This is a genomic window from Paenibacillus antarcticus, assembly GCF_001637225.1.
Classification (GTDB): domain Bacteria; phylum Bacillota; class Bacilli; order Paenibacillales; family Paenibacillaceae; genus Paenibacillus_AQ; species Paenibacillus_AQ antarcticus.
The window spans coordinates 236936-250220 of sequence record NZ_LVJI01000007.1; the positions used below are offsets into that span (position 1 = coordinate 236936).

Here is a 13285-nt window from a genome sequence, read left to right on the forward strand (position 1 = left end):
CAAGTATATTACGAATTAAAGGAAGACATAATAACGTTCAGATACAAATAGGACTCAATTACATGCGGAAATTTATCCATATAAATCATTCACCTGGAGGTATTCATGATGAGTTTAACAACTGGAGATAAAGTGGTTCTAATTGGAACCGGTGCCGTGGGATCCAGCTATGCCTACGCGTTGGTAAATCAGGGGATCTGTAATGAATTAGTGCTTGTAGATTTAGATACAGAGAAATCCGAAGGTGAAGTAATGGACTTAAATCATGGTCTTGTGTATGCACATTCTCCAATAAAAATTACAAGCGGTACTTACGCAGAATGCAAAGACGCGGCAATCGTTGTGATTTGTGCTGGGGCAGCGCAAAAGCCTGGAGAAACACGACTTGACCTTGTCAGCAAGAACCTAAATATCTTTCGAAACATTATAAAAAGTGTTATGGATTCAGGATTTAACGGCATATTTCTGGTGGCTACAAATCCAGTAGATATTTTAGCCTATGCAACTTGGAAATTCTCTGGTCTACCTAAAGAAAGAGTTATTGGTTCAGGTACCATTTTAGATACTGCAAGGTTCCGTTATTTATTGAGTGAAGAATATGATGTAGCACCCACAAGTGTTCATGCTTATATCATTGGTGAGCATGGTGATTCAGAACTAGCCGTGTGGAGTACAGCGAATATTTCAGGGAAACTTATCGCACCTAATTTAACAGATGCCAGAAAAGAAGAAATTTTTGTACAAGTTCGCGATGCAGCTTATCAAATTATAGAATCCAAAGGTGCTACTTATTATGGAATTGCTATGGGGCTGGCTAGAATAACGAAGGCCATCTTACAAAATGAAGAAGTTGTATTACCTGTGGGATCACTGTTGGAAGGGGAGTATGGTCACAACGATGTTTACATCGGTATTCCTACGGTTATCCATCGCGCAGGTAGAAAAGACCTCGTTGAGCTTTTATTAAATGAGGATGAACAAGAAAAGTTTGCAAATTCCGTTAAAGTTCTAAAAGATATTCAAGCTTCATTTTGGACATAGTTTGATTATGAGTACGAACATTCACTTACAACTAAGGAGTTAGCCAACCATGTTAGTAGACACTTTTAATCCATTTAACAATCTAATGATCTCCTCAATGGTTGCAGCTATTCCGATTATATTATTTCTATTATGTCTGACCCTGTTTAAGATGAAAGGTATTTATGCAGCCTTGTTAAACTTGGTCATTACCTTTCTGATTGCAATGTTTATATTTAATTTACCTATTGGCAATGCGATTGGAAGTATCATACAAGGTACTCTACAAGCGTTATGGCCCATTGGTTATATTATCGTTATGGCTGTTTGGTTGTATAAAATATCTGTTGAGTCAGGTAAATTTGATGTTTTACGTGCAAGTATTACAGGGATTTCACAAGATCAACGCATTCAACTTTTACTCATAGGCTTTTGTTTCAATGCCTTTCTTGAAGGTGCTGCCGGCTTCGGTGTTCCCATTGCAATCTGTGCTGTTCTATTAGTATCATTAGGATTCAAACCATTACAAGCGGCTATGCTTTGTCTCATTGCAAATGGTGCTTCAGGAGCATTTGGTGCCGTTGGTATCCCTGTTGCCATCTTAGGTACATTGAATTTAAAAGGTAATGTAACTTCCATGGATGTCTCCATGATGACTGCACTCACGTTACCTCTTATTAATTTCACGATTCCATTCTTACTTATTTTCATAATGAATGGGTTCAAAGGGATCAAAGAAGTATTTCCCGCTATTCTAGTAGTATCTACAACCTATACTCTAACGCAAGTTGTTTTCACCCTATTTCTAGGTCCAGAATTAGCCGATATTATCCCTTCTTTATTAGCTATGGGCACTTTGGCTTTATTCTTGAAGAAATGGAAACCCAAACATATTTTCTTACTCAACAACCAAGAAGTTAAAGTTGAAAAACATACATCAATTGATGTGATCAAGGCTTGGTCGCCATTTTATTTATTGAGTTTATTTGTTTTAATATGGAGCTTACCTGTATTTAAGAATTTATTTATCCAAGGTGGAGCTCTTGCTTTTACCAAGTTAACGTTTGGAATACCCGGTTCCACTTTAAGTTCAAGCCTTGATTTAATAAACTCAACAGGTACAGCTATATTGCTAGCAGGCTTAACAACCATATTAACAACACCATCTATAGGAGTTACAAAAGGTTCTCAGCTCTTCGCAAAAACAATTAAAGAATTCTGGATTCCCATTGTTATGATCTGTGCCATTCTAGGTATAGCTAAATTAATGACTTATGCCGGATTAACCAATGCACTAGGGGAAGCCGTTGCCGCAACAGGAAGCATCTTTCCACTGTTATCACCGATATTAGGATGGGTTGGCGTATTCATGACCGGATCCGTCGTAAATAACAATACATTGTTTGCACCCATTCAAGCTACAGCCGCTAACATCATTGGAACCAATCCAACGTTATTAGTCTCTGCGAACACGGTTGGAGGCGTGATGGCGAAGCTCATTTCGCCACAATCCATTGCCATTGCAACAGCCGCCGTTGGTGAAACAGGTAAAGAATCGGAACTCACGAAGATGACTTTAAAATATAGTGTGGGACTACTAGCCTTTGTCTGTGTCTGGACATTTATATTGTCGCTATTCCTTTAATGTTAGGCTTATTAATACGGCATCATTTTCCGTTCAAACTGATGATACTGACTGTGAATAGAAAATTAAACTGGCTCGTAACAGTATCAAAAACACCTGTTCGAGCCTTATGTATTTCAAGTTATGGGAGGAAATTCCTACCCTAGTAGACTTACGTTTAATAGCTTGTGAATAATGCTTCACACAATATAATTAACCAAATAAAAAAGATCGATCCGCACATGATAATTTCAATGAAATGAATCAGCATCAGCTTATCATCACCCTGTTTTTCTTGGCGAATTCCGAAGAAATCACAATGCTGGATGATATAGATAAACCCACAAGCAAAACTAAACTGAGCTAAAATCCGCGCCCCAACCGGTAAACTCAAGACATACCTGGGATTACCACTTGTCTCCAGATTTAGCACAAAACCGAAGTACTTAGATAGTAAAAATGTCAGAACAATCATAATAAATATGATCAGTGGTACGCTAAAGGGATGTTTCCTGTAATCGACCAGTCGCAGTAAATACCTAACTTTATGACTCTTGGGTTGAATATCCTTCTCCTCTTTATCCTTGCCCTCATCCTTCATAATATAAATAAATGAAAATCCGACGATTCCCAAAAAGAGAGTTGGCTGCAGAAGACTAAATGCCATACTGGAATCAAATATGAAAATAATCACCAGCATAACAAGAGAAAAAACGACCAATCTGTTTCCAATTTTCTCTCTTTGCCTCCACATCTTGTTGATGAACACCCGATTATCTTTGCCTATTCTTGGACCATCATAAGTAATTCGCTTGCCTTTAAGCTGGATAATCAAATAAGCGATCACTGTGATACATATTCCGATAGCCAAATTGAAAAATGCTTCTTTCGGATAGGTAACATACGAATCATAGGTATCCACGACCCAAAGACCATTCAGAACAATAAATAACATGCCAATAATTAAAATATAAGGAGCCGCTTTATAAATCATTATCCTTCACTCCCGTTTTTGATGACCGTCTCCTATTCTTGTGTTGCTATGTATACGATATACTTTGACTTGTTTTGTCTAGGCTCCAATGAAGTTGTTCAACCTCAAGTTGGTCTATAGCTTGATTTCAACATTCACTACTCCATCTTACTACCATCCTGCAAATAAATATCTCGGTTACCACTAACATTAAAGAAGCCTACCCCATGCTTTTGAGATAGCAATCGCACTGCCTTGTATGCATCATCAACACATATCCATGCAAAGCCAACATAAATGACATCTCGACCGACGGTGTAGTCTGACACCCTATTTTCTTCTTCTCCCAAAGCGTCAAAGGCATCGTCAGATAGAGCATAAGGTCCATTCATTTGTGGAAACAACACTATCATATCAAAGAACCAATTGCGTAGAGCCTCAGATGAAACGGATGGATCATCATAATTATGCTCTTCCGGCCATTCTGTCTGTAGCTCATACCATTCCATAAAGCTTCTTTTATCTTTAGGTGCAGATCTTGTCTCAAATACCATCAAGTCATAGCTCATATTCTATTCCTCCTATACAATTCCTTATCAATCTAATTCAGCGCGAGAGAATAGATCCCTAATGAGGACGTCATCCTCACAAGCATCCTTAAATCCGATTGTAAAACTTTGAATAGCCTCTCTATTATCAGAATAAGCGCAGAACATATCCGCTTCTGGATCAAAATGTACGATGTCTACTAATTCAGGCATTCTTTCCTCAAGAAATATTACCGCTAAGGAACCCCAATCATATCCGTTGCCTTCGAATCCCTCATCTTCCCGCGTTTGAAAAATTTCATCTTTATACGTGCCAACATTCAGAATAACTGACATACCGCCATTATCTTGTTCTATGAACAAGAATGGTTTGATTGTTTCTTCCATACACACCGCCCCTCTCAGCTTCTCAATCAACGTAAGTGTACCGCTTTCTTTCTACAAATCTTTCTTTCATATTAATTACCCAATAATATACCTTCACTAAGCCTATTCGTTAAATTAATAACTAGGTACATTCTATTTTTATTATAAGACTCATTTCATTATTACGATTACACATTGTAAATATCCGTAATATGCTATATCAAATTCGATCTTTTCGGGTAATGAAAATAAACGACTAGCTGAGGACTTCTATACTACGATTTGTAAAATATTTAATGTGAATAGAGAGGAACGTGTGTATGCAACAAGCCATGATTATCGTCAACCCCTCTTCCGGCCAAGAAGAAGCGCTAGAACATGTTAGACAAGTAGTGCAACTTCTACGTGATACAGGATACGAGATTACGGTCAAAGAGACGGCCAAAGAACGAGATGCAACACAATTCTGTATCACTGCGTGCATGGAGTGTTATGATCTTGTCGTGTCCATCGGTGGGGACGGTACGCTTCACGAGACTATTAATGGGTTACTTGATCAAGATCATCGTCCAAGACTAGGTGTCGTCCCTCTTGGGACAGTCAACGATTTCGCTCGCGCATTACAAATTCCACTGAATCCCAAAGAGGCCATCCGCACACTCACTTCATCTCGATTGAGAACAGTCGATATAGGACGATTAAACAACCAATTGTTCGCAAATGTCGTTGCCGCAGGTTCAATCGCGGAAGCATTGTCTTGCGTATCATCAAAGGATAAAACCCAATTTGGCGCATTTGCTTATTTAAAAGAAGGCATTAAAGAAATCGCAAACCAATCTGCCCATCCCATGGTCATTCGCTATGATGGGTTGACTTGGGAAGGAGATTCTCCACTCTTTCTCGCCGCTTTAACAAACTCTGTTGGTGGATTTGAAACACTCGTACCCGATGCTAGTGTGGACGACGGTCTACTTCACTGTTTCATTATAAAGGATCTCAATATATTCAAAACCATTACAGTCAGTATGTCGTTACTATGGGGTAACTTGAAGAATCATAAAGATGTTATTCACTTTACCACAACCCATGTAACTGTAAGCTCGCCTGATTCCGTTATGACCAATGTAGATGGCGAGGAAGGACCCTCCTTACCCATAGAGCTTAGTGTCCTCCCTAGCTTTATTCAGGTGATTGTGCCTGAAGAGGAATAGTTCAGAAATATGAAAGCCTCTGCTCGAAGTCATAAGGGCAGAGGCTTTTACTACGATGATGACTGCACTCACGTTACCTCTTATTAATTTCACGATTCCATTCTTACTTATTTTCATAATGAATGGGATCAAAGAAGTATTTTCCGCTATTCTAGTTGTATCTACAACCTCTGTATCTGGACCTTTATATTGTCGCTAATGACCTAATAATACAAAAGAACTGTCTCTTAGGTCGTCTTTGACCTTTGGAGACAGCTCTCTCATTGTTTAAGGATTAAGCGCTCTTGCAATCGCGTCCACATAACTTTGGCTGGCACGCTTACTCACTTCCGCTTGAGGAACGATCATTTCAATTCCTCCTATTATTAAGTGTACTCTCGAATCCATTGTAGATTTATTAATCAAAATTAAATTATGATCGATTTCCCGTCTCAGCTTCCCTCTTGCTTATTTCCTCCCGAACTCGGGGCGCTACCTCTGTTCCTAGGAGCTCAATAGCTCTCATCACTTGGTCATGCGGCATCGTGCTTAATGGTACATACATCATAAAGCGTGTAACGCCAACATTTTTGCGAAGGTGAATGATCTTCTGTGCAACAGTCTCGGGATCACCGACATACAGTGCGCCGTCAAAGCTGCGCGCGGCATCGAAGCTAGAACGGTCATAATGCGCCCAGCCTCGCTCCTTACCGAGTTTATTCATGCCTGCCTGAGTTGATGGAAAAAATGTATCTGCAGCTGTTTCAGTATTCTCTCCAACAAATCCTATCGAATGGGATCCAATCTTAAGCCGTGATTCGTCATGACCAGCGTGCGCTGCCGCTTTCTTATACAGCTGTACAAGTGGCTCAAACTGCAACGGATTCCCACCAATTATCGCCAGCATCAATGGCAGTCCTAACAGACCTGCACGGATAGCAGACTCCTGTCTGCCCCCGCTACCAACCCATATCGGTAAGGAATTCTGAACAGGCCTTGGATACACGCCCAAATGGTTAATCGCTGGCCGATGCCCACCCTTCCAAGTAACTTTTTCTGACTCACGTAGTTTAAGAAGCAATTCCAAATGTTCTTCAAACAGCTCATCATAGTCGTTCAAGTCATAACCGAACAGTGGAAAAGACTCGATAAAGGAACCCCGCCCCGCCATAATCTCCGCACGTCCATTTGAAATGCCATCGAGTGTAGCGAAATCCTGAAACACGCGCACCGGATCAAGCGAAGAAAGCACCGTTACTGCGCTGGTTAGCCGAATCCGTTTCGTCTGCGCTGCAGCCGCAGCCAATACAACTGCTGGTGAAGATGCCGCATAATCCTTGCGATGATGCTCACCTACGCCAAACACATCAAGTCCTACTTGATCGGCAAGGACAATTTCCTCGACCACTTCACGCAATCGCTGTGCGTGACTTATCACATCACCTGTCTTAACGTCTGGCTTTGTTTCTACAAACGAAGTAATCCCTATCTCCATGGTCACTCTCTCCTATCCAAAAATCTTAATATTATATTTCTTTATTTCGAGCTATTATTCAGTGCTTCTAAAATAAATTGATAGCTCAGATTAAGCTCCTCCATCTACATATCCGTATAGCGTAGGACACGAGCTTTATTGCACTGCGGTAGCCGTATAGCGTCTGGTCATTACCCAAAACAGAAGAGCTAAAGCACTAACAGAACCCCCGAGCAAGCACACGCCATCCCAGCCATAGCTTGCATATATATGGGTCGAAGCAATTGAACCCGTAGCACTGCCGATCGAATAGAATATCATGTACCCGGCAGTAAGCCGACTACGTGCCTCGGTATGTAATGCAAAGATCATACTTTGATTCGTTACATGTATGGCCTGCACTGCCAAGTCAAGAAGAACAATACCAATAACCAATGCGAACAGCGACTGTTCCGTATAGCTGATGAACAACCATGATATCAATAATAGAACTAAAGCCACGCCAGTCGTTCTCTGTCCATAACCTCGATCGGCTAATTTCCCCGCCCTTGCTGCAGCTAACGCTCCTGCAACTCCCACGAGACCAAATGCCCCAATTGCAGTGTGCGAAAGTGATAATGGCGGCGCGCTAAGAGGCAGTACTAGTGAAGTCCACAAAATGCTGAAAGCAGTAAAGATTAGCATAGCCAGAATGGCGCGAATGCGTAATATTCGTTCTTGTGCGAACAATATAAACACCGATCTAAGCAACTGGGGATAGGACAAAGATTGTACCCCACGCTCAACATTTGGCAACACCCTAAACAATGCGCACACCATAAGAAGCATCAAGGCAGCAGAGACCAAATATACGGAACGCCAACCCGCAATATCTGTTAATATTCCTGAAATGGTTCGCGCAAGAAGTATGCCAATCACAATTCCACTTGTGACCATGCCAACGACACGTCCTCGTTCTGCAGGGGCTGCCATTGTCGCCGCGAACGCAACAATCGTCTGCGTCACAACGGCAAGCAGTCCCACCAAAGCCATACCTGCGAATAGTGCCGTGTTGGAGGAAGCAGTGCCAACTATAACCAAAGCTATTATGGATAATAGCATCTGACCGATAATCAGACGGCGCTGGTTTAGTAAATCTCCAAGTGGCACTAGCAGCAACAGTCCCGCTGCATAACAAATCTGAGTGATGGTAATGAGAATGCCAATGGTTGAATAATCAATACCGAACGCACTCGACAGATTATCAAGTATCGGTTGTGCGAAGTAGATATTGGCTACAGACATCCCACAGACAACCGCAAACAACAGTGTCACATAGCGAGACATGGATGAAGCATGAACTGCATCGGATGTATTTAGCATCCCTTGTGACGAATTCGCCTTTATATCCGCATTGGCTGGTACTTTTTCTTTAACTTTTTCTTTAACTTTCTCCATTCTATACACACCTTATCTATATTTAGTTAAAATGCTGAGTTAATTACATACTGATCAGTACGTTATTTAGCTCAGTAAACATAACTCACAGAAACAATTACTGTCAACAAATAAATTTGATTTAATTCGTTATTTCTATTTATGAACTAACCTGCATTTGACAATACGAAAGGCTAATTGTAGAATTATATCATACTGTTTAGTACGAAAATAAACGCAGTTATATAGAATCGGAATTCACTGAGCAATTAAGTAAAAATGAAGCGTAACGAGAGGTAATGATTATGGGACGAATCCGCGAATTTGATGAAGAAAAAGTATTAGAAGCAGCTATGGAACTATTTTGGGAGAAGGGATATGAGGCTACCTCGTTAAGCGACTTAACTTCCAGAATGGGAATTCAACGACCCAGTATATACTCCGCCTTTGGAGATAAAAAAGGATTATTTGAAGCCGCACTACGCAAATATACGATGTCACGTGCTTCTGATGTCCGAACCAAACTTCATAACAATCTATCTGTAAAAGAAGCATTTTCTACCTTTTTTGAAGATGTGGTTGCCGAGGAATATACAGAAAGTCTCAGCCGAGGATGCTTTTGTATCAATACAATGGTAGAACTTGCGCCTCATGATGAGAAATTTGAAATTCTTACAAGGGAACATCAAATGTACCTATCGGTCATATTTCAAGAAACCATTGAACGAGGTATCCGATCAGGTGAGCTCGAGCCCAGTATAGACGCGAAGGCTCTATCACAGGCGTTAATCGTAGCGTTAATTGGACTAACCGTAATCATGAAATCTCGTCCACAGCGATCTTTTGTTGATAATTCGATAAAAGTGATACTTTCATTACTTAAGTAATTCGTAAATGAGTTCAATATTAATGAATGAACTTCAGTTGATGATTTGGTCTTCACTTATGTAGGCTATAAGGGGGTGTCTCAACATCCTCTTTCTTGGTGCGCCTTAAAGCCAGCATAAATAGACTGTTTTCATTTCTCCATAAAACAGATAGGATAGATAGAGTTTCGTACATACGATTAATAACAAAGGGAAGTGATTTAGTTTGCCATTGATTCGACGTTTTTTCGCCTATTATCGTCCTTATAAAGGTCTCTTTATACTGGATTTCGCTTGTGCTGTTATTGCAGGACTACTAGAACTAGCATTTCCGCTTGCGATTAGTAACTTTATTGATGACCTACTACCTAGCGGCAACTGGTCGCTTATCGTGTGGGCTTGTGTTGCCCTGCTCGCCATCTATGCGCTTAATACCATTCTGAACTATGTTGTGACGTATTGGGGGCATATGCTAGGTATCAATATTGAGACCGATATGCGTCGCAAGATGTTTGGACATATTCAAAAGCTCTCATTCCGTTTCTTTGATAATCATAAAACGGGGCATCTGATGGGGAGAATCACGAATGATCTGAATGATATTGGCGAGTTAGCCCATCACGGTCCTGAGGATGTATTCATTGCGATCATGACGTTAATCGGATCGTTCTCATTGATGGCCTACATCAATCTGGAGCTTGCCCTAATTACCTTTATCATCGTTCCACTCATGGCATGGCTCGTTATCTTCTTCGGCAGAAAAATGACTGCAACCTACAGAAACCTCTTCGGAGAAGTGGGTAACTTTAATGCTCGCATTGAAGATAATGTAGGCGGAATTCGCGTCGTACAATCATTTGCTAACGAACGTCACGAAGAGAAATTATTCGCAGTGGATAATCAGAACTATCGTACAACGAAGCTCTTGGCTTATAAAACGATGGCTAAAAGTATTTCGATCAGTTACATGATGATGCGCCTGATTACGATATTCGTGATGGTCTGTGGGGCATGGTTCTTCATTCAAGGCAAGTTGGATCTGGGTGAATTCATGGCCTTCATTTTGTTATCTAATATTTTCTTCCGTCCAATCGAGAAGATTAATGCCGTAATCGAGAGTTATCCTAAAGGAATTGCCGGGTTTAAACGTTATTTGGAAATTATCGATACAGAACCCGATATCGCTGACAGTCCTGATGCGATTACCGTAGACTGTGTGAAAGGCAATATTCATTTCGAGCATATCACCTTCGGTTATGACGTCGGCAGACCGATCTTGAGTCAAATTGATCTGAGTATTCACGCCGGAGAGACCATCGCATTTGTGGGTCCGTCAGGTGCAGGAAAGACAACCATCTGTAGCCTACTCCCTCGATTCTATGATGTAGACGAAGGTAGAATTACAATCGACAGTATTGATATCCGAGATTTCAAGCTAGAGTCACTGCGTAAGCATATCGGTATCGTTCAACAAGATGTATTTCTATTCTCAGGTACAATTCGGGAAAATATTGCGTATGGTGATCTGGATGCAACCGAAGAGCAGATATGGGAAGCAGCTCGAAGAGCATCCCTTGAGGACCTTATACGTAATCAACCGGATGGATTGGATACGGTCATAGGTGAACGTGGAGTGAAGCTGTCCGGCGGTCAGAAACAACGCTTATCGATTGCACGTATGTTTCTTAAGAACCCACCTATCCTTATCCTAGATGAGGCAACCTCTGCACTCGATACTGAGACAGAATCAGCTATCCAGCAATCACTTGCTGAACTGTCTGTTGGACGTACGACATTGGTCATTGCCCATCGCTTATCTACCATCCGACATGCGGATCGCATCGTGGTCGTTAATGAGCATGGCATAGCTGAACAAGGTAAGCATGAAGAACTCCTTGCTACTGGTGGGATTTACAGCCGACTCAACCAATTGCAACCTAGCTAGAACCTATTCACATACAGTTGTGGATATTAGAACAAACCTAAAAAACGGACACCGATAACTCCTTCGGCGTCCGTTTTTTAGGTTTGTTGCGCTTGTTCCTCTTTATAAAAGCATTCGAAAGCCAACGTAGTCAACAGGGTGGTTGCTGCAATTGCTCGTAGTCGCTTAATTTTCCTTCATAGATCAGATGCAGCCGATCACTTTTACGAAAATCATCCGGTGTCACTAGTGCCGGTAGCTTATTCCATATTTTGATGCCAGACCGTTCCAGAATTTCTGCAACGAATTGGGAACAAAAGTAGGAGTTACTGAATTCCACTGGTTCTTTCAGCGCGATGCCAATGACGCCCAGTATGTTATATAGATATTTTTGGTGCTTCTGGATAAAGACATGCAAGACGCGTTGCATCTTCTCCACTTCGCGCTCAGACACTTTAATCTCATAGATTACGCACGTCGTATTTGGATACTTGCTGTACGTACCTGTCTTAATATCCTCCTTCACGAATCCGCCATTCAGAGGGTTATTCGGGTGTTTCCTCCCAAAGCTGTATAGCTCCGAAAGTTCACGGTTAAAGGAAATTGAGGCGTGATTATAAGGTGCTTTCGTATAGGTTTGAATGACTCTCGTAAAAAGGGTACCCGTATTCGTAAGTAAAATAAAGACTGAGTGATCAGCTTCCATTCAGAAAATTTCCCCTTATCAATTGTGAACGTTTCCTTCATAATAACATATGAACCCTCTAAGAGGTTGTTTCAAAAAGTCCCCTTTTGATCACGCAGTATACCAAGAATCTTAAGATAAGTTGGTGAACCTCACTGGACAGCTCATTATTTACGTTAACTCTTATTTTTATCGCTTTATTGTTCATTCATTTGATGTATATTGTGATAAACAAAATACAGCCCGAGAAGGATTATGCCACGATTGGTGTCCGTATCAAGACTTGGTGGGGCATGTTCTTCATCTTTTGCCTAGCTACCCTGTTCAATCCAGTCGTCTCACTGCTTTCCCTCATGGCACTTACCTTCTTTGCGTTGAAAGAATATTTCTCCATGATCAAAACAAAAAAAGCCGACCGCCGACTCTTTCTGTGGGCGTATCTGGCAATCCCCGTACAATTCTATTGGATTTATACTGAGTGGTACGGCATGTTTATTGTCTTTATTCCACTCTATGTGTTCTTGTTCTTACCCATCCCACGATTGATCAACAAAGGTACGGTTGGTTTTCTACGGAGTGTCAGCTCTACCCAATGGGGACTTATGCTAATGGTTTTTGGGCTTAGTCACTTAGCCTATTTCCAATTCGCTACGCCGCAGTATGGCGCAGGACTTGTTATGTTTCTAGTGGTATTGACGCAACTTAATGATGTTATCCACCATCTAGCATCCATCTATTTCGGTAAGCGCAAAATAGTCCCGACGGCTAATCCGAATCTGACTTGGGAAGGATTTGCATGTGCCTTTCTCATAACAGCAGGTGTGTCCTATCTCATCTCTCCCTACCTGACCCCGCTTAGTCCAACTTTCGGGCTCGTGTCCGGTATGTTGATCAGCTTAAGTGGATTCTTCGGAAGCTTAACTGTTTCCGTACTAAAAAGAGATTTGTTAATCGGTGATGACGATAAGTTCGTCGCTCTGAAAAAAAGCTACTTAAGCCGGGTTGATAGCTTGGCATACACTTCGCCAGTTTTTTTCCACATGATCCGTTATTTTTTCGATTTCATGTAGTAGAGGACACCTCAATCAGGTGCCCACCATTGCTATTGCAACAGCTACTGTGTCACAACAAGTAAAGAATCTGCATTATCGAAAATGACTTTAAAATACAAGACTATAAAAATAGCCTTTCTCAAACCA

At 41.2% G+C, this 13285-nt stretch carries 12 protein-coding genes and 1 pseudogene; 6 read left to right on the forward strand and 7 right to left on the reverse strand.

Translation table 11 applies throughout. The features are described from left to right. The first annotated feature begins 108 nt into the window (after window positions 1-108). Together PBAT_RS06750 and PBAT_RS06755 are read left to right on the forward strand one after the other, a co-directional pair. Complete coding sequence (locus tag PBAT_RS06750; RefSeq protein ID WP_068647824.1) at window positions 109-1041, forward strand: L-lactate dehydrogenase; 933 nt, start codon at window positions 109-111, stop codon at window positions 1039-1041. 49 nt (window positions 1042-1090) lie between these two features. Further along, window positions 1091-2665 carry an L-lactate permease gene (locus PBAT_RS06755; protein ID WP_068647826.1) on the forward strand — a complete coding sequence of 525 codons (1575 nt, stop codon included), beginning with the start codon at window positions 1091-1093 and terminating at the stop codon, window positions 2663-2665. A 157-nt stretch (window positions 2666-2822) separates the two neighbouring features. On the opposite strand, the gene PBAT_RS06760 is transcribed toward PBAT_RS06755, so the two are convergent. From PBAT_RS06760 to PBAT_RS06770, 3 genes are all read right to left on the reverse strand, one after another. Next, a complete protein-coding gene (locus PBAT_RS06760; protein ID WP_068647828.1) occupies window positions 2823-3638 on the reverse strand; it encodes a hypothetical protein in 816 nt (271 codons plus the stop codon). Window positions 3639-3775: 137 nt separating this feature from the next. Further along, entirely contained in the window at window positions 3776-4186 is a 411-nt protein-coding gene (locus PBAT_RS06765) for a hypothetical protein (RefSeq protein WP_068647830.1), read from the reverse strand. A gap of 27 nt (window positions 4187-4213) precedes the next feature. Then, window positions 4214-4552 carry an immunity 51 family protein gene (locus tag PBAT_RS06770; RefSeq protein WP_068647832.1) on the reverse strand — a complete coding sequence of 113 codons (339 nt, stop codon included), beginning with the start codon at window positions 4550-4552 and terminating at the stop codon, window positions 4214-4216. 299 nt (window positions 4553-4851) lie between these two features. On the opposite strand from PBAT_RS06770, the gene PBAT_RS06775 reads away from it, so the two are divergent. Continuing rightward, window positions 4852-5742: a diacylglycerol/lipid kinase family protein gene (locus PBAT_RS06775; protein WP_068647834.1), complete on the forward strand. Its 891-nt coding sequence runs from the start codon at window positions 4852-4854 to the stop codon at window positions 5740-5742. Window positions 5743-6009: 267 nt separating this feature from the next. Here PBAT_RS06775 and PBAT_RS25525 read toward each other — a convergent pair. The 3 genes and pseudogenes from PBAT_RS25525 to PBAT_RS06785 form a co-directional block, all read right to left on the reverse strand. Next, a pseudogene (locus PBAT_RS25525) lies at window positions 6010-6129 on the reverse strand (alpha/beta hydrolase); the annotation flags it as partial. A 25-nt stretch (window positions 6130-6154) separates the two neighbouring features. Further along, a complete protein-coding gene (locus PBAT_RS06780) occupies window positions 6155-7216 on the reverse strand; it encodes an LLM class flavin-dependent oxidoreductase (protein WP_068647836.1) in 1062 nt (353 codons plus the stop codon). Window positions 7217-7351: 135 nt separating this feature from the next. Continuing rightward, window positions 7352-8557 carry an MFS transporter gene (locus PBAT_RS06785; protein ID WP_068648096.1) on the reverse strand — a complete coding sequence of 402 codons (1206 nt, stop codon included), beginning with the start codon at window positions 8555-8557 and terminating at the stop codon, window positions 7352-7354. 359 nt (window positions 8558-8916) lie between these two features. On the opposite strand from PBAT_RS06785, the gene PBAT_RS06790 reads away from it, so the two are divergent. Beyond that, window positions 8917-9498 (forward strand): TetR/AcrR family transcriptional regulator, encoded by a 582-nt coding sequence (locus tag PBAT_RS06790; RefSeq protein WP_068647838.1) that lies wholly within the window; start codon window positions 8917-8919, stop codon window positions 9496-9498. Between the two features lie 211 nt (window positions 9499-9709). Continuing rightward, window positions 9710-11422, forward strand: coding sequence for an ABC transporter ATP-binding protein (locus tag PBAT_RS06795; RefSeq protein ID WP_068648098.1), 1713 nt, complete (start codon window positions 9710-9712; stop codon window positions 11420-11422). Window positions 11423-11552: 130 nt separating this feature from the next. On the opposite strand, the gene PBAT_RS06800 is transcribed toward PBAT_RS06795, so the two are convergent. Then, the gene (locus PBAT_RS06800) at window positions 11553-12107 is read right to left on the reverse strand and encodes a hypothetical protein (RefSeq protein ID WP_068647840.1); all 555 of its coding nucleotides are present in this window, start codon (window positions 12105-12107) and stop codon (window positions 11553-11555) included. Between the two features lie 134 nt (window positions 12108-12241). On the opposite strand from PBAT_RS06800, the gene PBAT_RS06805 reads away from it, so the two are divergent. Then, window positions 12242-13156, forward strand: coding sequence for a phosphatidate cytidylyltransferase (locus PBAT_RS06805; protein WP_068647842.1), 915 nt, complete (start codon window positions 12242-12244; stop codon window positions 13154-13156). Window positions 13157-13285 lie beyond the last annotated feature (129 nt).